24 protein-coding genes and 1 tRNA gene are annotated in these 21,556 nt (G+C 53.7%); 9 read left to right on the plus strand and 16 right to left on the minus strand.

The window, feature by feature from the left end:
• Positions 1 to 66: 66 nt before the first annotated feature.
• The 6 genes from FH039_RS08520 to FH039_RS08545 are packed head-to-tail and all read right to left on the minus strand — an operon-like array spanning position 67 to position 5,444.
• On the minus strand, positions 67 to 2,880 hold the full coding sequence (locus FH039_RS08520) for an RtcB family protein (protein WP_139680967.1): 2,814 nt from the start codon (positions 2,878 to 2,880) through the stop codon (positions 67 to 69).
• 36 nt (positions 2,881 to 2,916) lie between these two features.
• Positions 2,917 to 3,381 (minus strand): methyltransferase RsmF C-terminal domain-like protein, encoded by a 465-nt coding sequence (locus FH039_RS08525; protein WP_139680968.1) that lies wholly within the window; start codon positions 3,379 to 3,381, stop codon positions 2,917 to 2,919.
• Complete coding sequence (locus FH039_RS08530) at positions 3,378 to 4,313, minus strand: tRNA (cytosine(49)-C(5))-methyltransferase (protein ID WP_139680969.1); 936 nt, start codon at positions 4,311 to 4,313, stop codon at positions 3,378 to 3,380. The genes FH039_RS08525 and FH039_RS08530 overlap by 4 nt, the downstream gene beginning before the upstream one ends.
• A 9-nt stretch (positions 4,314 to 4,322) precedes the next feature.
• Positions 4,323 to 4,751: an archease gene (locus FH039_RS08535; RefSeq protein WP_139680970.1), complete on the minus strand. Its 429-nt coding sequence runs from the start codon at positions 4,749 to 4,751 to the stop codon at positions 4,323 to 4,325.
• Complete coding sequence (locus tag FH039_RS08540) at positions 4,748 to 5,215, minus strand: type II toxin-antitoxin system VapC family toxin (RefSeq protein ID WP_139680971.1); 468 nt, start codon at positions 5,213 to 5,215, stop codon at positions 4,748 to 4,750. The genes FH039_RS08535 and FH039_RS08540 overlap by 4 nt, the downstream gene beginning before the upstream one ends.
• Positions 5,184 to 5,444, minus strand: a complete 261-nt coding sequence (locus FH039_RS08545; protein WP_139680972.1) for a ribbon-helix-helix protein, CopG family — start codon at positions 5,442 to 5,444, stop codon at positions 5,184 to 5,186. The genes FH039_RS08540 and FH039_RS08545 overlap by 32 nt, the downstream gene beginning before the upstream one ends.
• Before the next feature lie 89 nt (positions 5,445 to 5,533).
• Between FH039_RS08545 and panB the strand changes: the two genes are divergently transcribed.
• Positions 5,534 to 6,391 (plus strand): 3-methyl-2-oxobutanoate hydroxymethyltransferase, encoded by an 858-nt coding sequence (gene panB / locus FH039_RS08550; protein ID WP_139680973.1) that lies wholly within the window; start codon positions 5,534 to 5,536, stop codon positions 6,389 to 6,391.
• Positions 6,392 to 7,060 carry a glycosyltransferase family 2 protein gene (locus FH039_RS08555; protein WP_139680974.1) on the plus strand — a complete coding sequence of 223 codons (669 nt, stop codon included), beginning with the start codon at positions 6,392 to 6,394 and terminating at the stop codon, positions 7,058 to 7,060.
• Between the two features lie 30 nt (positions 7,061 to 7,090).
• Here FH039_RS08555 and FH039_RS08560 read toward each other — a convergent pair whose 3' ends face one another.
• The 3 genes from FH039_RS08560 to FH039_RS08570 are packed head-to-tail and all read right to left on the minus strand — an operon-like array spanning position 7,091 to position 9,738.
• Entirely contained in the window at positions 7,091 to 8,272 is a 1,182-nt protein-coding gene (locus FH039_RS08560) for an RNA-guided endonuclease InsQ/TnpB family protein (protein WP_139680975.1), read from the minus strand.
• The gene (locus tag FH039_RS08565) at positions 8,253 to 8,861 is read right to left on the minus strand and encodes an IS607 family transposase (protein ID WP_139680976.1); all 609 of its coding nucleotides are present in this window, start codon (positions 8,859 to 8,861) and stop codon (positions 8,253 to 8,255) included. The genes FH039_RS08560 and FH039_RS08565 overlap by 20 nt, the downstream gene beginning before the upstream one ends.
• A 34-nt stretch (positions 8,862 to 8,895) precedes the next feature.
• The gene (locus tag FH039_RS08570; protein ID WP_139680977.1) at positions 8,896 to 9,738 is read right to left on the minus strand and encodes a DMT family transporter; all 843 of its coding nucleotides are present in this window, start codon (positions 9,736 to 9,738) and stop codon (positions 8,896 to 8,898) included.
• 223 nt (positions 9,739 to 9,961) lie between these two features.
• On the opposite strand from FH039_RS08570, the gene FH039_RS08575 reads away from it, so the two are divergent.
• On the plus strand, positions 9,962 to 10,399 hold the full coding sequence (locus FH039_RS08575; protein ID WP_240703200.1) for a hypothetical protein: 438 nt from the start codon (positions 9,962 to 9,964) through the stop codon (positions 10,397 to 10,399).
• 368 nt (positions 10,400 to 10,767) lie between these two features.
• Here FH039_RS08575 and FH039_RS08580 read toward each other — a convergent pair.
• Positions 10,768 to 10,844: transfer RNA gene (locus tag FH039_RS08580), tRNA-Thr, on the minus strand.
• Positions 10,845 to 10,884: 40 nt separating this feature from the next.
• On the minus strand, positions 10,885 to 11,700 hold the full coding sequence (locus tag FH039_RS08585; protein ID WP_139680978.1) for a phosphatase PAP2 family protein: 816 nt from the start codon (positions 11,698 to 11,700) through the stop codon (positions 10,885 to 10,887).
• 108 nt (positions 11,701 to 11,808) lie between these two features.
• Here FH039_RS08585 and FH039_RS08590 point away from each other — a divergent pair, with 108 nt between their 5' ends.
• Positions 11,809 to 12,255, plus strand: a complete 447-nt coding sequence (locus FH039_RS08590; RefSeq protein WP_139680979.1) for an HAD family hydrolase — start codon at positions 11,809 to 11,811, stop codon at positions 12,253 to 12,255.
• Between the two features lie 6 nt (positions 12,256 to 12,261).
• A complete protein-coding gene (locus FH039_RS08595) occupies positions 12,262 to 12,897 on the plus strand; it encodes a YigZ family protein (RefSeq protein ID WP_139680980.1) in 636 nt (211 codons plus the stop codon).
• Here the strand turns inward: FH039_RS08595 and FH039_RS08600 are convergent.
• Together FH039_RS08600 and FH039_RS08605 are read right to left on the minus strand one after the other, a co-directional pair.
• On the minus strand, positions 12,890 to 13,753 hold the full coding sequence (locus FH039_RS08600; RefSeq protein WP_139680981.1) for a hypothetical protein: 864 nt from the start codon (positions 13,751 to 13,753) through the stop codon (positions 12,890 to 12,892). The genes FH039_RS08595 and FH039_RS08600 overlap by 8 nt on opposite strands.
• A gap of 49 nt (positions 13,754 to 13,802) precedes the next feature.
• Positions 13,803 to 14,636 (minus strand): hypothetical protein, encoded by an 834-nt coding sequence (locus tag FH039_RS08605; protein ID WP_139680982.1) that lies wholly within the window; start codon positions 14,634 to 14,636, stop codon positions 13,803 to 13,805.
• 118 nt (positions 14,637 to 14,754) lie between these two features.
• On the opposite strand from FH039_RS08605, the gene FH039_RS12425 reads away from it, so the two are divergent.
• A complete protein-coding gene (locus FH039_RS12425) occupies positions 14,755 to 14,937 on the plus strand; it encodes a hypothetical protein (protein ID WP_240703201.1) in 183 nt (60 codons plus the stop codon).
• 47 nt (positions 14,938 to 14,984) lie between these two features.
• Positions 14,985 to 15,884: an AAA family ATPase gene (locus FH039_RS08610; RefSeq protein WP_240703202.1), complete on the plus strand. Its 900-nt coding sequence runs from the start codon at positions 14,985 to 14,987 to the stop codon at positions 15,882 to 15,884.
• Here the strand turns inward: FH039_RS08610 and FH039_RS08615 are convergent.
• The 3 genes from FH039_RS08615 to FH039_RS08625 form a co-directional block, all read right to left on the minus strand.
• Complete coding sequence (locus tag FH039_RS08615) at positions 15,871 to 18,570, minus strand: DEAD/DEAH box helicase (protein WP_139680983.1); 2,700 nt, start codon at positions 18,568 to 18,570, stop codon at positions 15,871 to 15,873. The two genes, FH039_RS08610 and FH039_RS08615, sit on opposite strands and share 14 nt — an antisense overlap.
• Positions 18,571 to 18,614: 44 nt before the next feature.
• A complete protein-coding gene (gene cas6, locus FH039_RS08620; protein ID WP_139680984.1) occupies positions 18,615 to 19,403 on the minus strand; it encodes a CRISPR-associated endoribonuclease Cas6 in 789 nt (262 codons plus the stop codon).
• A 183-nt stretch (positions 19,404 to 19,586) separates the two neighbouring features.
• The gene (locus tag FH039_RS08625) at positions 19,587 to 19,826 is read right to left on the minus strand and encodes a hypothetical protein (protein ID WP_139680985.1); all 240 of its coding nucleotides are present in this window, start codon (positions 19,824 to 19,826) and stop codon (positions 19,587 to 19,589) included.
• A 487-nt stretch (positions 19,827 to 20,313) separates the two neighbouring features.
• Between FH039_RS08625 and cas1 the strand changes: the two genes are divergently transcribed.
• Positions 20,314 to 21,285 (plus strand): CRISPR-associated endonuclease Cas1, encoded by a 972-nt coding sequence (gene cas1 / locus FH039_RS08630; RefSeq protein WP_240703203.1) that lies wholly within the window; start codon positions 20,314 to 20,316, stop codon positions 21,283 to 21,285.
• Complete coding sequence (cas2, locus tag FH039_RS08635) at positions 21,282 to 21,548, plus strand: CRISPR-associated endonuclease Cas2 (RefSeq protein WP_139680986.1); 267 nt, start codon at positions 21,282 to 21,284, stop codon at positions 21,546 to 21,548. The genes cas1 and cas2 overlap by 4 nt, the downstream gene beginning before the upstream one ends.
• Positions 21,549 to 21,556 lie beyond the last annotated feature (8 nt).

Below are 21,556 nucleotides of genomic sequence, written 5' to 3' on the forward strand. Positions count from 1 at the left end.
CTGGAATTTCTACCTTTATTGCCTCAATAACGAAATTTGAACAGAGGAGAAACGTGAAATGGGGAATCAGCCCTTGGCGACGCCCATCGGGCGCATCCTCGCGACGAGCTTAGCTATGCCGGCCCGGTGGACGACGTTGACGACGTTGTCAACGCTCTTGTAGGCTCCTGGAGCCTCCTCTGCGACGACCCTCAGTGAAGCCGCGCGGACGTAGATTCCCCTCTGGAGGAGCTCGTTTCTAAGCCTGTCACCACGGTACTGCCTGGTTGCGGCATGCCTGCTCATCAGCCTCCCCGCACCGTGGCAGGAGCTGCCGAAGGTCTCCTTCATCGAGCCCTCCGCACCGGCCAGGACGTAGCTCGCGGTTCCCATCGAGCCTGGAATCAGGACCGGCTGTCCGACGTCGCGGTAGGCCCTTGGAACGTCGGGGTGGCCGGCAGGGAATGCCCTCGTTGCTCCCTTCCTGTGGACGACCACCTTGACTTTCTTCCCATCGACCTCGTGCTCCTCGACCTTGGCTATGTTGTGGGCGACGTCGTAGACGATGCTCATCTCCATGTCTTCAGCCTTCCTCTTGAAGACCTCCTCGAAGCTCTCCCTGACCCAGTGGGTTATCATCTGCCTGTTGGCCCAGGCGAAGTTGGCCGCTGCCTTCATCGCGGAGAAATAGCGCTGTCCCTCTTCGGTCTGGAAGGGAACGCTCACGAGCTCACGGTCGGGCCACGGAACCCCGTACTTCCGGTTGGCCTTCTCCATTATCCTGAGGTAGTCGCTCGCCACCTGGTGGCCGAGGCCACGCGAACCTGTGTGAACCATGACAACGACCTGTCCCTCGTAGAGGCCGTAGGCTTTGGCTGTCTCCTCGTCGTAGATCTTATCAACGACCTGAACCTCGAGGAAGTGGTTTCCTGAGCCGAGGGAACCGAGCTGCGGAGCACCCCTCTGCTTCGCCTTCTGGCTAACGGCGTTGGGATCGGCGCCCTCCATCCTCCCGCCTTCCTCAAGGTGCTCGAGGTCCTCCTTCCATCCGTAGCCGTTGTCGACGGCCCACTTGGCTCCATCCGCCAAAACATCGTCGAGCTGGGTCCAGTGGAGCCTCACGCGCCCCTTGCTTCCAAGACCGCTCGGAACGTTCCTGAAGAGGGTATCGACGAGCTCCTTTATCTTCGGCCTCACTTCCTTCTCGGTGAGGTTCGTTCTGATTAGGCGAACGCCGCAGTTGTGAACTACCACACCGTTGGCTATGAAGTTGTGGGCACCGTGATAGACGCCGATATCGTAGAGCTTTTTGGAGTCGCTTTTTATCTTCCTAATTTCGATTACCCTATCAAGCACGAAGCCGCCTTCAAGCCCGTAGGTTTTGAGGAAACTCTCGAAGTCAGGTAGAAGTTCTCTCATCTTTCTGTTTCTCCGGACTAAGTTGCTCTCTGAGATGTTTTCTCCTATCACAATTTTTCTTCTCAAGTATTCCGCGAAAATCAGTGCGTAGGGTTTCTGGGCGGTGTATTCGTAGCCAATCTTGGATAGGAAGTTGTATATCTCTCTTGTGTTGGAGTATATTACAAGCCTGTACATTACCCGATTGCCGTATTCTTTGACTTTCCTTACATGCGAGGTAACCCCAAACTCTGCCAGCAGTTCTTTAATCGAATTCATGAACTTTACAAGGCTTTCTTCAAGTTCCTTGGTCTTAACTGCGGTTAAGGATATAGAATTCGGAGTGTACTTGTAATCGCTGGATATTAATCTTGGCTTGCTTCCGTCCGCGCCGAAAAGTCCTGCCAAGAAGTTCCGCTTAATCCATTTGGGAGCCTTTTTAACCCACTCTGGGACGTCGAAGTCAACATCAGTTTTCTTGCCCACAGGGGCACCCAGCTTGATAAGAAGCTTTGAAAACGCCTTTGATGTAACCTTTATTGAGTACTCAGTTCCTGTGGTCTCAAACTCCCCCCATGCAGTCTTGATGTTTTCCTTTCTGGTTCTCTTGTAAACTCTGGATGCCTTGATGTTAAAGTAGAACTCAAGATCCTTCCTAAGGGCCTCCAGCCCTTCCTCGTCTCCGTAGAAGACTGTGACTATCCTTTCCCTTCCATTTTTCTCACGATAAATGTCAAAGGATCCATCACCTATAAAGTATCCCAGTATCCTCGCCAGAATACCTATCCTTGGGTCGTCCATCCTCAGTGGAAGAAGTTCCCTCTCTTCCAAGTACCTAACCAGCTGCCTGCCCTCGTTTTTGAAATCTTCGTGAGTTAAAAGAACCCTTGGTTCTGGTTCTTCGTACTCGACTCCTTCGAATGGATAGACTGCTACCAAATCACCGGGCTTTAAGTCCTCTGCCTTTATGTAACCATTCTCAGTAAGTATAGGGTGGTCTCCTGAGGCCTTAAGAACCCTCCCACTTGCGAGTTTTATTTCATATATCTCCTCGTCGCTATCCCTTTCCGCGACCAACATTATTCTGGAGTGGTCGTTGTGGCCTTCTTTTGCGTCGTAAACCTTTAGTGGAACCCTTTTGAATGATTCGGGAAGATCCTTTACCTGAATCTTGAACCCCAAATCACTTATGACCTCGGTTTCTTCATGGAGACAATTCACATCGTATCCCACACCCCCGGGGCTTATGACGCCCTCTTTCGCGTCAAATGCCGCCACTCCCCCAATCGGGAAGCCGTAGCCCTGGTGACCGTCGGGCATGACGATGGAGTACTTGTAGATGCCTGGGAGCATCGAAACGTTCGCTGCCTGCTCAAGGGTTCTGTCTCCCCTCATCTTCTCTATCAGCTGGTCGTCAGCGTAAACCCTTCCCGGAACCCTCATACGCTTGTCGAACTTGGGAATCTCCCAGCGTATTTTATCTATCCTCTTCAGCGGCACCATCCTCCCACCTCCTGTTTAGATTACCCTAACGTTATTTTAAGCTTTCGCGGGGTCTTCGAGCTTCAGCCTCCTCTCCTTCGGCACGTAGTTGATGAGCCTGCCTTCCTTGGCCTTGGCCGAGCCGAGGTAGTAGGAGCGCCACTTGACTATCACCCATCCGTGAAGGTTCTTATCATCGATCTCCACGCTCTCGCCGGCCAGATACCGCTTGGCACTCCCGTCGTCCAGCTCAACGACGTTCTTTGTGGCCTTCGGCCCAACGAGGAAGGAGCCTTCGATGCTCAGCCTTATCCCGTCGCTCTCCACCCTGCCGAAGTACACCCCGTTTCTGTCGGGGCCCCTGATTTCAAGGGAGCAGGGCTTCCATGCGTAGACCTTGTGGTACCTCCCTCGTATCTCATAGCGGAGATCCGGCGCATAGCCGTAGTTCTCGATTAGGAGCCTTTTGACGAGTTCGGCGTCATTCGTCTGCCCTATCTCCGCCCTCGGATTGTCACTCATGCTCCTCCCTCCGGCTTTGCAATCTTTGCGATGAAAAACGCCTCGGTGTCGTTGTCGTTGGGATGAATCCTCAGGGCCTTTCTCAGCTCCTCCGAGTAAGTTCTCCCCTCCCACTCAAGAACCGGCTCGCTGGTCTTCACGGGCAGGTCTATACGCTCGAGCCTCGCGTCGGTCTTCCGGAGCAGGTAATCGACGACCTCCTCGTTCTCTATGGGGTCTATGGTGCAGGTGGAGTAAACCAGCGTTCCACCGGGCTTGAGCGCCCTATAAGCCGCCATGATGAGCCTCTTCTGGATGTTCATGTACCTGACAACCTCTTTCATGCGCCACTCCGTCAGGAACCTCCATTTCTTCCGTATCATGCCAACCGAAGAGCACGGGGCATCCAGCAGGATCCTGTCAAAGCGGTTCTCAAAGCGGGCAAAGTAAACGCCGTCCTTCACACTCACCCGGGTGTTCAGAACCCCCATCCTGTTGAGGTTCGCTATGAGAACGTTCGCCCTGCTTATTTTGGGGTCGTTGGCAATTATGCAGCCCTCGTTATTCATGTACTGGGCCATCTGGCCCGTCTTCGAGCCCGGCGCGGCGGCCATGTCGAGAACCAGCTCACCAGGTTTGGGGCCGAGGACGACGGGGGGTATCATGGAGCTCGCTTCCTGACCGAAGACGAGGCCCAAACTGTGCTCCGGCACCTTCGCGAGGTTGTCAACGTTGATGAAAAAGCCCTCGCGGACCCAGGGAATTTGCTGGAGTTCAAACTCCTCCTCAAGCCTCTCAACCACCACTTCAAGCGGTGCCTTGAGGGTGTTCACCCTTATGCTCTGCCGCAGGGGTCGGATTATGAACTCCCAGAACTCATCGGTGTCTTCGAGCATCGAATAGCGCTCGTAAAAGGCGGGATTGGTCTCCTTAATCCTGTCCCTCGCGCTCATGGAACCACCTCAGATGTCCGGAACCAGCTGCGCCATCCATCTCCCGTCCGGCAATTGCTCTATCCTCATCTCGTGGTAGGTTATCGCCTTCACCTCTTCCTTCGGCCCATGCTTCTCGTAGTCGAGAACCTCGCCGCAGGCCTTCGCCCTGAGCCGGTAGCCTTCCTCGGTCTTCTCTATCTCGACGTCAACGTCCCCGAAGACAAGCCCCTCCATGTCATGGAGAACCAGGAGCTCCTCAAGGAAGTTGTAGAGGAGCGCCATCAAGTCTTCGCCCTCAACTTCCACCTCGCGACATTCTCTGCTCTCGACCTTTTTCACGTCAACCATCACGTCAAAGAGCGCCAGGGCAACCGCTTCAAATGCCCCCTCGAGGCTCTCGCCGTAGCCGCGGATGCCCACATCGGCCGTGTGCTCGTAGTGCTCCCACTTTCTCATGTCCTCCCCCCCACGAGAAGTATTGAGTTCAAACCCTCTTTAACCGCCGCTTCATGAAGCCTCTTATCTGCGGTGTAGAAGCTCTCGGCTCCCACGTACTTTGCGGACACTATCTGCAGGGCGTCGGCTTGGTACAGGTGGTGCCTTTCAATCAACTCCCACGCATCGGCCAAGAGCAGGGAATGAACGGGGACGACCTCCAGGACACCTAACCTCGTGAACCTCTTTACCTCGGCCAGAAAACCCCTCTTCAGAAAGTCAAAGTCCTCCCAGCTGAGATGACCCCTCCTCATCTTCTTGTCGAGTATCCCGATTACCTCCCCAATGTTCCAGAAGCTGAATGCCAGCTTCACCTCACCCCTGTAGGCGTCCCTGAAGGCTTTCCTCACGACGTCGCTTCCCTCTTCGTTCAGGTACCTCTTCAGGATTGCGCTACTGTCCAAGTAAACGCTCTTCCCGGTCATCTCTCATCTCCCTCAGGAGCTTTTCACTGCTCTCTCCCCCCACGTCGAGTGGCTCGAACCACAGTGGGATTTCGGAGTCGTCAATGTCCCTCAGAACCTCGTTTATGAGGTAGTTCATCAGCGCCTCCTCCAGCAATTTGCTGACCTCGCTTCCCTCCCTGATTGCCAGCTCCTTGAACTCCCTCCACAGTTCTTCATCGACGTAAACGCTCGTCTTGACCTTGCCCATGCCACCACCTGTAGGTAATTACCGACGTTGGTATATAACCCTATCGAAACCGTTAATTAGATTGCCGCCCGAGTGTCCACGGTGGTGTTATGAGGGAGGTAACGCCGAGGAAGATCCGGGAGATGAAGGGAAAGGAAAGGATCACGATGGTGACGGCTTATGATTACCCTTCTGCGCTTTTAGCCGATAAAGCAGGGATTGATATCGTGTTCGTTGGGGATTCTATGGCTATGGTGGTTTATGGTGGGGAGAACACGCTAAATCTCTCCATAGACACGGTTGCCATCCACACGAAGGCTGTGGCAAGGGCCGTTAGGCGGGCGCTTGTTTTGGCGGACATGCCCTTTGCAAGCTATGAAATCAGCGTGGAGGATGGGGTTAGAAACGCCGTTAAGCTGATACAAGCTGGAGCCGACGCCGTCAAAATCGAAGGTGGCGCTGACCACGAGAGGCTCGTGAAGAAGCTCGTCCGCATGGGGATACCGGTAATGGGTCACACCGGCCTAACGCCGCAGCGTTATCTCAGGCTCGGTGGGTACAGGCTCGTCGGTGAGACGGAAGAGGAGATAGAAGAGATCCTCCGCGACGCGAAGGCCCTGGAGCGTGCAGGAGCTTTCGCCGTTGTCCTTGAGTTCGTTTTGGCGGACGTTGCAAAGCTCGTAACGGAGGAGGTTTCGATCCCAACGATAGGTATCGGAGCCGGTCCCTACGTGGATGGACAGGTCCTAGTCTGGCACGACCTGCTCGGCATCTACGAGCGCTCGCCTCCATTCGCAAAGCGCTACGTCGATTTAAGGGGGATGATCCTGCTGGCCCTCGAGAACTACCGTGATGAAGTTAAGAGCGGTGCCTTCCCGTCTGGCGAGCACTACTGGGAGTTCCTCGATAAGGATGACTTCAGGAAAAAGGCCGCGCGTGCCCTGGAGAAACTAAGCGAGGAGGATTGAATGCTGGATGGAAAACGGGTAAGCGTTGTGATTCCAGCGTACAACGAAGAAAGGCGCCTTCCCAGCGTTCTGGATAGGGTACCAGGCTTTATCGATGAGGTAGTGGTCGTGGACGATGGCTCAAAGGATGGGACTTACGGGGTGGCACGGGCGTTCTCAGAGAGGGACCCCAGGATAAAGGCGATTAGACTCGAGAGGAACTGCGGCAAAGGCTGCGCAATGAGAAGGGGCGTTGAGGAGGCCTCTGGGGACGTGATAGTTTTCATAGACGCCGACGGGCAGCACAGGCCGGAGGAGATAATAAAGCTCGTCGAGCCCATAGTCCGCGGTGAGGCCGATCTGGTGATCGGGGCAAGGAAGGTTGAGGAGGCTGGAAAAAGGCCGCTGCACAGGAGAATCAGCAACATCCTGACGACACGGCTTATACGCCTCAAACTGGGGCGCTATGTCTATGACACCCAGAGCGGGTTCAGGGCCTACAGACGGGAGTTTCTTCCGGAAATAGAGAGCGACCGCTACGAGGTCGAGACGGAGATGCTCCTGAAGGCTGCAAAGATGGGCGCCAGGATAAAGGAAGTTCCTGTGGGCATGATATACGACCCCTCGAGGGAGGGCCGCTTCGGGGTCAGGGACGTGTTCCGCTTCATCAAGGCGTACCTTCGGTTTTGATTGCACTTTTAACCTTTATCGCCGTTCTGGTTATCCGCTACTTTTGGAACTTTCAAACCAATCGTAGCGGATAACCTTCCCCACTCCCGTCTTCATCGTGGGGCTTTCGGGGGGAACGGGAACTCCCCACATCTTCAAGGCCCTCAAGCGAATATTCCAACTTCCAACCATATCACGGTCGGCTTCAAACCCACACTTTGAGCACTTCAAAACCCTGCCCCCATTCGGGCTTAACTTATCCCCACATACCGGGCACAGGGAGGAAGTGAGAGCGGGATTAACAAAAACAACGTTTATTCCTCTCAACTTCGCCTTGTATTCGATAATGCTTTGAAGCTTCCTAAAACTCCACCTGTGAAGCCTTCCATTCAACTCAGCCGAATACCTGATTGAATCCCTGATTTCCATCAAATCCTCCAAGGCAATTCCACCGTATTTTTCCGCCAGCTCAACAATCTTGTTCGCCAGCTTGTGGTACAAGTCGTTCAGCCTGTTCTTTTCCCTCAGCCCATACTTTTCGAGGAGTTCTTTTCTCATCTTCCCAACCTTGATTTTCTGCTGTATTCTCCTCCTCTTCACGAAGTAACCTGTCCTAATCTCCCGCTCGTGGGTGATGAACTGGACAAACTTCCCGTTAGGAAGAGAAAGCGTAACGTTGTTCTCGTTCAAATCCACTCCGACAAAAGCTTTCAGCTCTTTAACCTCAACCTCCCCGGAGAAAACAACGTTTAGAAAGACGCCTTTTGACGTTCTAACCAACCAAGCCTGCCCAACCTTCCACTCCCTAAACTTCTCGTGATACTTGGCAGGATAAAATTCCAACTGGACTCTTCCTTTGGGAGTGGAGAGTTTTACGGTTTTATTCTCCAAATCGAGTTTGAAGAGATGGTCGTCGAGCATAATGACGTCTTTTTTGAATACCGGCTTCCCCTTGGCTCTGCCTTTCTTCTTCCTTTTCCTAAAACTCTTGAAGATGGCTGTTGCCATTTGGCAGGCCGTGTAGAGGTAATGGCTCGGGAGTTCTGGATATTCCTTGCGTAAGCCTTTGTAAGTTTCTTTCTTTAGCCGGTAAAAACTGGTAACGTTGTTTTCAAAAGCGTAAGTGATGAGAAGGTTCACGATTTCTCGATAGGTTTGGAAAAGCTCATCTAATCCTTTGAGGGTTCCCTTGAGCTTGAATTTTGCTGTTAGTTTAATAGTCTCTGAGGGCATTCTTTACCGCCTCAACGAGGCGTTTTTTCTTGTGCGAACGCATACCATAAAGCTTTCCAGCGAAGGAAGTTACTATGGCTAACAAGTCCTCCACGAGTTCCTTTTCTGGTGTTTTCTCCTCATCATCGAAGATTACTTCAATTTCCACCCCGTGAGAGTTAAAGTATTGTTCGAGGTATTTGAAACCGAAGCGTGTAATTCTGTCCCTGTGAGTTATGACGACCTTGGTAACTTCTCCGCTTTCGATGAGTTTGAAAAGCTGTTTTAATCCTTTCCTGTTCTCGTTCAGGCCGGAGGAGATATCCGTGAGTATTTTGGCCACTTGGTAACCTTTTGAAGAAGAGTAATTTTTGAGGTATTCGACTTGTCTTTCGAGGTCTTCCTTCTGGTCTCGGCTTGAGACTCTAGCGTAAATCACAACCTTGTTGGGGATTTTGCCCTCAAGAATTCTTGTGATTTCACTTTCAGGGACTCGGTATTCTTTGCCGATTCTGTGGGCTTTGAGTTTGCCTGCTTTAATCCAACGGAGGACTGTCATCTTGGAAACTCCAAGTTTCTTTGCGACTTCACCAGTCCGGTAAAGCTTCACCCCTCTCGCCCAAAAAAATTAGTGCCAAAAATATTTAAAAGTTTCGCTTGTTACAATTTATGGAACAACCCAGAGTCCCAGCGGTTATGAGGGCGAAACCAGCGACGTGATAGAGGGTCAGCGTCTCCCCCAGCAGCACACTGACGCCTATTGCAACCGCCGGGGCCGGGGTTATTATGGCCGTTGCCTTGGAGAGGTTGATGCGCTTTATCGACCCGTACCACACGAGCTGGCCAGCCGCTATAACCAGACCCTCGGCGATTACAAAGCCTGAGAACTCAAGTCCAGACGCAGCCGCCAGAGGCAGGAGAAGGAGGAAGCCGAAGGTGTTCCGCAGGGCCGCTATCGTCTGAGGGCTGTAGGGAAGCCTCTTGGCTATAACGTGACCCAGCTGCCAGAAGAGGGGCACGAGGAGGAGCAGAAGATCACCCAGCCTGAGCTCAACCGAATGTCCGGGAACCATGATAAGAACCAGGCCAGCCAGGATAACGAGGGAACACGCCACAAGGCGCTTCGTTATCCTCTCTCCCAGGAGGAGCCACGCTAGAAGGAACGACCACAGCACCTCGCTCCTCGTTATGAGGGCGGCGTTTATTGCGGTGCTCATCCGGGCCCCAAAGGAGTACGCAAGATAAGCGAGCGCAGTTCCGAAGAAACCGACCAGAAACGCCGGTTTTATTCCTGCGGGATTTTCACGGATCTCATCCAGCCCTCCACCCCAGCCGACCGCTGTCCAGAGAACGAGTGACGCAACGAGGGCCGAGAGGGCGGCGAAACTGATGGGGCTGGTCGGGTTGGATTTTATAACAACTGGCTCAAGTCCGTATATCCCCATCCCCAAGAGCGCCAGGGCGGTCCCCAGAGCTTCGCGCCGCATGTTCAGGTTTTGGTTCCGGGAGTTTATAAATCCCCCAGTAACTCACATGAGGCCGACCGCCAGTCGATGGTACCTGCCGCCGCGGTGCTCCAACATCCTGGATTTTGTCCAAGTACGTGATAAAACAGCAAAAATCGAGAATATTAGTGATAAAATCGTCTAAAATCAAGACCTTGAGTCACAATGTTTAAATAGGGCAGATACTATTTTGTAAATCGAGGGAATGAAGATGGCCGCGATAGCCGTGAGGCCCCTGACCCTGAAAAAAATGGAAGCTCTCGGTTTCTCCCTCATGATAGTGGTAGCCGTGCTTATGGCCGCCGCGGTGTGGGGGGGCTCTCACAGGTTCCAAGAGGACGTCGTGCTGAACTCCGGGGAGTACTATCTTTACACGCTCAACGGCCATCAGTGGAGCACCGTGTACTTCTCGATAAAATCCACGGGGCCGGTGACTATCTGCATCACCGATGGAACCGGCGTTGAAATGCTCAAATCCGGAGAAGGCCCCCTGTGCTTCTTTAAGGCGGAGGGCTTAACCAGCATTGAGAAGATCTGGAGGTTCCCGGAGAAGGGTCCGCTCTACCTGGTGCTAGTCCCGGCCCCAGGTACTCGGCAGGCCAGGGTCTCAATTACGGTAAAGAGCGGGCTGGTTCTGTGGTGAGATTCAGAGTTTTGAGTAACGGCAATCAGAGGGCAAACTTTTGAAAATCATGGGTACTTTCCAGTTAACGCTGAAACTTTGTCAGACAAAGTCAAGTTAATGATTCCTCAACAAAGAGTCAAATGAGAAAAGTTTGCGATCCCAATAAGAGTTTCAAGCAGGAATCCACTTTTAGAGCTTTCTGAAATGGGGGGTTTAACTTTAAAAGTGCTCCACGGGAGCACAGGAGAAGCAACCCACTCAGATAAAACAACTTCAAAATGGATTCTCCATTAAAAGACCATTCAACAAGGCAAACTTTCTCAAAGGAGCACCTCAAAAAAGAATCACAACTTTTGATCAAACTTTTGCTTGGCAAAAGTTTGTTGTGGAGCCGGGAGCGGGATTTGAACCCGCGACCTGCGGATTACGAGTCCGCCGCCCTGCCGAGCTAGGCTACCCCGGCACCCGATGTTAAAGACCAGCGGGGAGTTTATAAGCTTTTCTCAGGGGGCACCGAGGAGCCCCCCGAAGATGGCCAGGGCCCTGGCGGGATCGGCCGCCACTATCAGGACTATGACCGCGAGGAGGAAGTTTAAGACTGTGACCCTCTGGAGCGAGGAAACCTCCCACCGGTATATGCTCGCGGATATCCTCGCGCCCCATTCCCAGGAGGTTCTTGACACGGCAATACCCAGGAGAAAGCCTGTGAGGACATCATAGATCCAGTGGTGCCCCAGGAACACCGTTGCGAGCGGTATGAGGCTGTTCGTGAGTATCAGGGCCTTTCCGCCAAGGCGCTTCCGGTATTTCCACAGGGTGATTATGTTTATCATTATGAACGTGTTGTGAAGGGAGGGGAGGACAAATTCCTGCCTCGTTAGGAGGGTATTGGTGGAGGTGTAGCCCGGCAGGTTGTAGACTATATGCGGGGCGTAGATGTGGGCTATCAAATATACCGAGCCCGCGACGGCATACGCCATCAGATACCGGGCAAGCAACCGGTCGGACGCCTCCAGATCCCTCAGGTACAGCAGGAGGTATGCAACGATAAGGGCTATGGAACCGGCAAAGCCGAGATAGTACACGACGGTAAAGAGTGCGTGGAGGGGCGGCACGCTCTTGGTGAACTCCACCAGGCCAACGACCAGATCCTCCGACGTGAGGGGGAGTCTGAGAAACTGTGGCGTCAGGTCCAGGCTCCAGCGCCCGATGACGCCGTACAGAACGCCGAAGGCAACCCATCCAAAGTAGCTGAGGAAGAACGCGTTCAGCCGTACAAGCACCTCCGGATCTTCAAGGCGCCGCTGGAGCATATTCATAACTTCTACCCCCGAGTAGTCAGGCCCTTAACTCCACCTTCTTGAACATTGCAGGTTTAACTCCAAGCCTTAAAAACCTTACACTCCAACCTGTGATGGTGAAAGGGTATGGAGATTCCGAACTACGGTAACCTGGAGATAAATGCGGTACTTTTTGACCTGAACGGCACCCTGGCGGAGGGCGGAAGGATCGATGCCGAAGTTAAACACCTCCTGGAGAGGCTCGCGGATAAATACACGGTCGTGGTTCTGAGCGCGGACACCTTTGGAACGCTGGAGGAGGAGTTCAAGGGGCTTCCCGTGAGGATAGAGAGGGTTTCGAGCGGTGCCGAGAAGGTGGAAATCGCGAGGGGCTACGAACCGTACATAGCCGTTGGAAACGGAAACAACGACGTGGCCATGCTAGAAGGGGCTGAGCTGGCCTTCTGCGTGATAGGGCCGGAGGGAGCGACAACCGACGCCATCCTCGCCAGCGACGTGATTGTGAAGGACGTTAAGGACGCCATAGGCATGCTCCTCGACGAGAGAAAGCTCATCGCGACTCTCAGAGGGTGAATTCCCTTGGACGGCTACCGGACGCTGAAGGGAATTGGAACGGCGGAGCTGGTGATCAAGAAGTCGGTCTTCATAGGCTATGCCTCACCTGCCAGTACAGAGGAGGAAGCGAAGGCCTTCATAACGAAGATAAAGACCTACCACAACGACGCGACCCACAACGTTTCAGCCTACCTCATCAACGACGGAAAGAACTTCGCGGTTCGCTACGATGACGACGGGGAGCCGAAGGGCTCCGCTGGAAAGCCCGTGCTCAAAGTGATCCAGAACAGGGGGCTGAGCAACGTTGTCGTGGTCGTTACGAGGTACTTCGGCGGGATAAAGCTCGGCTACGGTGGTCTGGTCAAGGCTTACAGCGATGCCGCCAGCTTGGCCATCGAAAACGCGGGCATCGTTGAGGTTTACGAGACGGAGCGCTTCCAGGTCACATTCCCCTACGGCCTCTTTCACCTCGTCAGAGAGACCGTTGAGAACACTGGAGGACGGGTCGTTGGGGAGGACTACGGCGAGCTGGTGACATTCACCATTGAAACGAGGAAAGGGGAGGCGGAGAAGCTGATGGAGCTTTTGACGGAGAGGACAAGGGGAAGGGCAAAGCTCAGGGCGCTCTTTTGGAGGTCCGCGGGGAGGGTTTTTAAGTAGGCCCGCTCCGGCCATTTCTTCCCAATGCCCTTAGCTTCAGGTAGATCAATGCCAGCGGGTAGAGGAGTTTGGGGACAGCATAGAAGACTGCCCCCTCCGGGGTTTTAAGGGCGACGAGCTTGTAGAACCGCGGATTTAGCCCCTTCGCCTGGAGGAGTTCCTTCTCGTACTCCATGTGGGCCTCTATGACCAGGTCAAGGGCCCCCTCCGCCGATACCCTGCGCTTTTTGAGTGCCTCCACAAGCTCCCTGCAGGTCGATATCTCCCCCTCGATTTCATCGTTGGGGATAGTTTCCCTCAGCACATCCCGCCTGGTTTTGCTTCCCATGGCCTCACAGGCCCTCTCGGCGATGTCCCACTGTTCCAGGTCCCGGGCCTCGTTGAAGACCATCTCCAGTCGCCAGTCCCTGTTCGAGCGGCCCCTAACGTGTCTCGCCCACTTCAGCGCCAGTTCCAGTGCGTTCCGGGCGAGGTCGGGCTTCTCTTCCCCGGCACACCTTGCGATGTCCAGGAGAACCTCTGTCTTGCTCTCGGGTTTTATGAGGCGGTAGTGCTCTTTGAAGGCATTCACAGCCTTTTCAGGACTGCACTCGTCGAGGTATTCCCGGAAAACGCGCCACAGGGCCCAGTCAAATTGCTCCCCGTCCAGGATTCCCACGAAGTCGAGGGCCCCCTTGAGGTCACCCCCACTTGCGAGGGCCACAGCCGTATCAACAACCTCGTACGTGAGTTCCTCGTTCACGTATTCCCTCGGGAGGCCTTTTATGAGTGCGATTGCTCCATTAACCTCCCCCTTCTCAACCATCTCCCCGATTCTGCTCCTTAAATCCTCGGGCAGTTCGTTATTCGCCTGCATAGTTTTCGAAAAATCAGGAGGAATAAAAGTTTTTCGCTGAAATTAAACCCTACCACTTAAAAATTAAGTAAACCGGGCGGCCCCACCTGTGCGGAGACAGCGCCAGGTAAAGCAGGGCCCTCCAGAACAGCTCCATACGTGCGGCCCTCAGGACCTCACCCGGTCGTTTGAAGAACCCCCTAAGGAAGTAGGCCTTGAGCGCCTCGACGGACGCTCCGTGAGGGTCTCTGACAAGGTCTAAGGCCTCGCTCAGCTTACCTTCCTCGGCGAGCTCCACGCACCTGTTCCAGAACCCCTCCTCCCGGTTTGCCTCGATAAGGGCCTCGGCAAGCTCCCTGCAGCCGGTTGCCCTGAACTCGGAGAGGAGCTTCATTCTCGTTGGTTTTAAAAGGGAGGAGCAGGCCTCTTCAATCAGCTTTTTGTCCCCTAAGAGAAGGCCGTAACGAACAACGGCGAGCCTGCAGAGTTCCCTGGGGTAGTTTCCCCTGGCCAGGGAGCAGAGGTCAAGCACCTCCTTAGGGTCAAGGTATCGGAAAGTCCCGGCCACGGTGCTGAAGACTTCCTCTGGCCCTTCTATGAGGTGGAGGGCCTCAAGCGTACCAACGACGTCTCCGGTGTTCCACAGGTATTCCAGGACCGCCCTGTTTCCGGGGAGGTTGCAGGCTTCCAGTACTCCAAACGCCCTCCTGTCGCCCGTTTTGGCGAGCAGTTCGGCCTCCCACCCAATTGACACCTTCAGCCCTTCAGGACAGCCGTATCGTCTTAAGAGCCTTATGAGTTCGTCGTACTGTCCCTTCCTCATGAAGCGCCTCGCGAGCTTTTCGATGATGGGGTCCAAATCTGCCTCAGAGATGATTATTTCAGGCAGTAGAATCCTCTCCATCACCGATGGTTGGTCCCATCGAATTAAAACCTTTGCGCCTTTCCCGCTGTGTACCCTGTTTTCTGCCCAGAAACCTTTAAATTTACATGGCATGTAATTTACATTGGGTGTAAATTACATGGGGTGTAAAAACTTCTTCTGGACGAGGCCCGTGATGGAGGAGGAGTGCCTGTGGGGGGAGGGGCATAAAAGGGCCGTTGAAGACCTTCTTAGAGCAGTCCTTCGAGGCAACACCGCGGTTCTCCTCGGCCCGAGAAGGGTGGGGAAAACGAGCGTGGTCAGCGTGATGGCGGAAAACTGAGGAGAAAGAGGGGACACCACTACGTCTATTTCAACTTCTCCCGCTTCATGGGCTCAAGGGCGATTTCAATATCGGACATAGAACCAAAGAGGGCATCGCTGAAGATGATAACGACGAGCAAGAGCTATACAATATCCTTCAGGGGTCTCAGCGTCGAGGTGAGAAAGACGAGCATCGAGGAGTTCAGCAGTGACTTTTCAACGCTGGTCAGGGCCCTATCTCAGAACGCCAAACTGGGTGTTTTGATATTCGATGAGGCCCAGGTTCTGGCGAGGCTGAAGAACCTTGACTTCAGGGGCCTTCTCCAGGAGATAACGGACAGTTATCCGAACATCTCCCTCGTTTTCACCGGCTCAATGCCTGGTATGCTGGTCGAATACCTGAATCCAAGCGCTGAAAAGCCCAACTTCATGCGCTCGGCGGAAATCTTCACCCTTCCGAGGTGGAGCATCGAGGAGGGGAAAGGTTACCTCATGGAGGGGTTCAGAAGTTATGGAATAACCGTGACAAACGAGCTGGAGCTATCGAGGGCCGTTGAAGAGCTGGGAGGGGTTCCAGGGTTTATCTCCCACTACGGTATGACTGCCGTTAACTTCGTGAGGGATGGAAAAAGCCCGGAAGAAGCGCTCCCCATGGCCCTTGAGGAAAGCAGGAGGTATGCCCTTGAGGAATGGCGGAAGGACATAGAGGCCTTTCTAAACGTCTACAATAGTGATGTTTACTTAGGAGTCCTCAGAGTTTTAGCTGAGGCTTACCCCAGCGCCCTCAGGGGGGCTGAGATATACAGGAGGCTTCAAACCCTCGGTCTTGCCCCCACCAGGGTGCAGCACGTCTATAAATACCTTGAAACGCTGGAAAAGATGGGCTTCGTTCGTTCATCGGAAAGAAGGTACTGGGTTGAAGATCCACTCCTAAGGGAGGCAGTTAAGGAATTCATTCCCTACTGAGGCCCTCTTCTTTGTTTTCCAGAATCTTTTCCCACACCCTTATCGCGGTCCACTTGTCTAAAAACTCGTTGAAAGTGCCGCACTTCGGGGAGAGCGTGCAGACCGGACAGCCGTCCTGGCAAGGGCAGGAACGGAGGTGCTCAAGGCTCTTCTCCATCAGTCTCTCGGCGTTCTCGTAGATTATCTGCGCGAGGCCCGCCCCTCCTTCGTTGCCGTCGTAGATGAACACGACCGGCCTTCCGACGTGGGGTAAGCCCGGGAAGCTCGCGTAGCTGTAGCCGCCTAGCTCCCTTGAATCCACGTAGGTGAAGATGGGGGCGATCTTTATCATGTTGTGCTCTATCGCATGCAAAGCGGAGCCGATTCCGTCCTTGCTGTCAACCATCTTCTTTATCGCAAAGGCCAGCTCCCCGTCGCTGATTCCGAGCCTCTGGAGGGTATCACCTATGGTTTTCCTTATGACGTAGGTGGTCGTCCCGAGATAGAGAGGGAAGAGCTTCCTCCTGTCGAGGTTGCTGTAGAGGGTGAAGGCGGGGTCTTCAAGGCCCTTCTCAACGGTCACGTTGAAGAACTCCCTGAATTCCTCGCTCGTAACTTCCCTTATCGAGTCCGGAAAGACGAGCCATATTCCCTCCGTCTCGAACTCCCGGACGTAGGGCTCCTCGAACTTCACCTTCGCGAACTTCTCCCAGTTGAGGATCGAGAAGTCCTCCTCCACATCTACACTCTCGCCCGTCATCGGGGAGTGTATCTCTGCCCTGAGGATTCCACTCTCCCTCAATTTCAGGAGCTCCTTGACGTAGTTCCCGGTGTCTGCCCCTTTGACGGCGAAACCTGTATAGACATGCCTGACCCTCAGCCTGCCGAGGTGTATCTCAACTCCCCGGTGGGTTTTCTCCTCCCTGCTCTCCAGTATCTCGACTTCCTCCCTCTTGGCCACGAAGGTCTCCACGTCCCAGAAGCGGTTAAGTCCCCTTGCGAAGACGAAGTGGAACTTTCCGAGGGAGAGCCTGTCCCCGGCCATGTAAAGCTCTCCCCGTGAGAAGTAGGCCATTCCCGGGAGGAGCGAGCGGTGGTACTCGTCGGAATCTACCTCCTCGATTATGTATCCCTTGAGCTTGAGCCAGTTGATGAAGTTGAGCAACTCTCTGAGTGAAGACTTCTCCATCAGCCTGCCCCGCATCCACGGCTCGTCCCTAACGAGGAAAAAGGTCTCGTCGCTCGCCGTTCTCAGGGAAGAGTAGCTGAAGGCCGGCTTCCTGAGGCGGAGCTCCAGCTTCCCTGTGATGGGGTTCTTCCGGAGGTCGGCCTTCCGCTCGATGACGAGCCTCTCTGCAATCTTCCTCTCGAACTCGTCAAGCTCGTCCCAGTCGATTATTCCCAGCTCGGTGAGAAGGTAGTGGATGTGCTTCTCGGCTATGCGCTCGTTCTCCAGGTTAACCGGCATGTACTCGATTATTCCGCGCTCAAGCCTCCCGATGAGCTCCTCAAAGTGCTCCCGGTAGTAGTAGTCGAGCCCGTTCTTCCTGAGGACTACGGCGTTCAAGGCTTCCCTTTCCGTTTTTCTCCCGGCCCGGCCAAAGCGCTGAATCAGCGAGAAGAGCCCGTCCGGGGGAATTCCATAGTTGATGACGGCATCGAGGTCGCCGATATCTATGCCGAGCTCGAGGGCGTTGGTCGTTAGGAGAACGAGCAGCTTGCCCTCCTTGAAGTCCCGCTCTATCTCCCAGCGGACGTTCTTGGGCAGGGTTCCCTTATAGGTGGTCACCTTCGAGAAAACCTTCGAACCGAGGAGGAAGCGAAGGAGCTTTTCAGCCCCCCTGCGGCTGTCGAAGAACACCAGCGTCTTAACCTTCTCCCCGGCGAGTCTCTCGATGGCCATCCGAAGGAGCTGCCTCTCGTCCAGGTTCCTCGGCTCGAAGAGGACGAGGTATCTACTCGGAAAGGGGTTGGTGGCGTGGCTTATTGCACTGAACCTCCTCCTGAAGAGCTTCTCGGCAAACTCCCGGGGGTTCCTCAGGGTTGCCGAGAGCGCTATTATCTGGGGCTTTGCTCCAAGCCTCTTCAGCCTGAAGTCAAGGCGGCGGAAGAGGTACGCGAAGTTGCTCCCGAAGACGCCCCTGTAAACGTGAAGCTCGTCAACAACCAGGTAGCGGAGGTTCCTGAGGAGCCACTCGTAGTCTCTCCAGCGACGCAGAATGTTGTAGTGGAGCATGTCCGGCGTTGTAAAGATAACCCTCGGCTTCTCGCGGATTAAAGTTCTCCTCTCCTCCCACGGGACATCGCCTGTCAGGATTCTCGCGCTCACGAGCTTTCCGGTGAGGCGGTAGAAGACGAGGTTCTGGATGGAGAACTTTTCAAGCTGGTTGTTTATGAGGGCCCTCGTGGGGTATATGAGCAGGTAAGTCGCGCGGGGGTCGGAGAGGTAGGAATCGAAAATGGCCAGCCGGAATATCTCGCTCTTGCCGCTGGCGGTCGGGGTTGTTACAACGATGTTCTTCCCGGAGTAGAGCTTCTCCAGCGCCTCAACCTGATGGCGGTAGAGGGTGAAGCCCAGCTCGTTGAGGAGCTCGTTTATCTCGGGGTTGTTGAACCGAAAATCGGAGAACTCGCCTTCCTTGGGCGGGAAAACGTGAACCCTCGCTATCTCCGACTTGAGGGGTTTGAGCGTCTCGAAGAGCGACATGGAGATAAGTTCGGTTGGATGGCTAAAAAAGTAGCGGACTGACGTTATGGCCTTTTCCTGTTTCGTTGCTCCATTTTTCTTTTAGCCTTGTACTTCCGGGCGGGGGATGAAGCCAGTGGATTCAGGAACCCAAAACCCAGGGAGTTCAGCTCGCCTATTCCGGTGTCCATGAGGAAGGCGTAGAAGTCCCTGTTGTCCGGAGTTATCTTCTTCTCAAGGAGTCTCCAGGTGCTGCTGGGGATTAAAAAGCTAGAACCGTGCATCCTCACCCTGACGTAGATGTCCACCCTGCCGTTCTTCCTCACCCTAGGAATCATTCTGTCGAATATCGGCCCGTCGAGCTCGAAGTCCTCCCCCGTGAACACTCTGTACTTCTTCAGGGCGTTCTCGGTGAGCCTGGTTATGAAATACTCCAGGCTCTCCTCGTGGTAGAATGAGAAAAAGCCCTTCCTTTCCCTGTTCATCGAGCGGACGACGACTGGAGAGCCGGTTATAAACCTTCCCGTTGGCCTGAGGGAGAACCTCTTGAGCTTTACAACCTCAACCTTCATCTTTCCAAGGTAGAGACTTTCCCTCTCGTTAAACCTCTCGTAAAGCGTCTCTATGAAGTTTTCATCGGGGGAGCTGATGATAAAGCTCTTTTCCTCGCCCGTCCTGAAGTCCTCAGGAGGGAAAATGTCTGAAAAGCAGAAGAACTTGAAGCGGGCCTCGTCGTGCCTCCTCCAGTATTCGGTGTCCCAGAGGTGGGAGTAGATCAGACCTTGGACGGTGTGCTTCGTTACCGCATCGGCTGGAAGGCTTTCGACTGGCCGAAAAGTGAGAAGCAACCTCATGCTTGACGGGAGGAGTTGGAGTTAAAAAGGCTTTCGGGAATTTTGACTCTCGATAATTGTAATTCTTTTAGCAGAATCTCGATTACAAATATTGGGATTGGAGCCTGTTTTCGGTTTTTGGAGTCGTTTTGATTTAAACTTTTTTAGAAAGTAAAGTGCTAAGTCTTTAAAAATTGTAAAATTTCAGACATTTTGGGAAACGCCTTCCGGAACCTCTTCAAACCAAATCAGGTTTCTAAGAGCGTTTTCGGCCCGGTTAATCGTTCTGATCCGAGCTTTAGAATCCGGACTTTTTAATCCCTTTTTGAGGCTTTTCAAGGCTTTTCCAGGAATCCCGATTACGAATTTCTTGAGGCGGAAGTGTGTTGACGGTTTAAGGCTTTTTCCTTCCGGACTTTTGTTGTTCGTAAAGCGCTTGATCAAAGGCAGTATTAAAATCTTCGATGGGGCTTTGTTTGGCGGTTCGGAAATTCTGGGTGGTGTTCTGGGGTTGTGGGGCTTTTTTATTCCTTTGTTTTATTCGTTGGATCCTTTTCTCTCTCCGTGATGCCTTTGGGGTTGTTCCAGTTGAATTCCTTTCTGGAGAGCGCAAGTTTTTTAAGAGGTTGTTTTGTATTTTTATTCGCCCGAAGGGACTTTCGGAAGTATGGTTTACGCAGAACATAGTTGTTTGGAAACTACTGTACCGTCTTTGAGTAGTCCAATGTTCCCATTGTATGTTTACGCAGAACATAGTTGTTTGGAAAAAGCGGGCCAAGGTTAGCTACTATTTCGAATCCCCACTGGGGAGAAACAGGTAAAGCCAGTTGCCCCGCTCTCAAGAACCCCTGTCCCCGAACGTGCTACCGAGTTCTCTTCTGTTCCTCAGTGCCCACACTCAGAAAAATTTATATATCCTAATCTCTGCCTTATGAAGAGGGCTTCCGCGATGAAGTATCCCCTCTTTATAACCCAGCATGGTGAACTGAGGCGCGAGAGCAATGCCCTCATCTTTTCGGGTGAACTGGTGAAAAGACCAATCCCACTCGCCCAGATTAACGAAATCCACTGTTTGGCCAGGGTCTCACTGACGAGCGGTGCCATCGACCTGCTCAGCGAGAAAGGCATTCCCGTCCATTTCTACACCACGAGGGGCGACTACAAGGGGCCGTTCATCAACGACGCCTCACCGAGGGGAAAGCTCCACCTGAGCCAGGCCGAGCATTACCTGAACCCTGAAAAGAGGCTTTACCTGGCTAAAGAAATCGTCGAGGGAATCCAGAACACGATGGCCTTCGTTCTCTCGCGCTGGGGTGTCAATCCGGTAAAGCTCAACTCCGTAACTGTTGATGGAGAGAGCGTCGAGGAAATAATGGGCAAGGAGGCCGAGCTGTGGAGCCACTTCTACCGCTACTTCGGTGAGGCCATAGAAGTTGATGACTTCAGGAGAACCAGGAGGCCTCCTGAGGACGAGGTGAACGCGCTGATAAGCTACGCCAACGCCGTAACCTACGGACTGGCCTTCTCCTCCAGCGTTAAGGCCGGCCTCGATCCTTCGATAGGCTTCCTCCATGCTGTGAACGACAGGAGGCATTCCCTTCCCCTCGATTTAGCAGACATCTTCAAGCCCCTCTACGTCTTCTCCACGGTCAAGGCGATGCTGAAAACAAACGGGCTGAAAAGTTCCGACTTCTCGAAGAAAGGAAAAGCCGTCTACCTCTCCAGGGAGGGCAAGAGAAAGCTCCTATCTGCCCTGACAGACACCCTCAGGAGAACTGTCTACTATAAGCCCTGGAAGAGGAGCATGAGCTACCGCTTCATGATGGATTACGAGGCCCGAAGACTGAAGAGGCATCTCCTCGGAAGGGGTAAGTATAAGGCCTTCAGGCCGTGGTGGAGATGAGGTACTACATAGTCGTCTACGACGTCAACGAGAAGAGGGTCGTGAAGGTGCACCGCGTGCTTAGGGCTTACCTCCAGTGGCGCCAGAGGAGCGTCTTCGAGGGCTACCTGAGCGACGACGAGCTGGCGGAGCTAATCCGGAAGCTGGACAGTATAATCAACGAGTCGGAGGATTCCGTTGTCTTCTACTCCCTCCCGAATGATAAAATCGTCAGGAGCTTTCACATTGGCGCTCCTCCCGATAGGTTTGAGAACGTCCTGTGAGGTGTTCG

Source organism: Thermococcus indicus, from assembly GCF_006274605.1.
GTDB lineage: Archaea > Methanobacteriota_B > Thermococci > Thermococcales > Thermococcaceae > Thermococcus > Thermococcus indicus.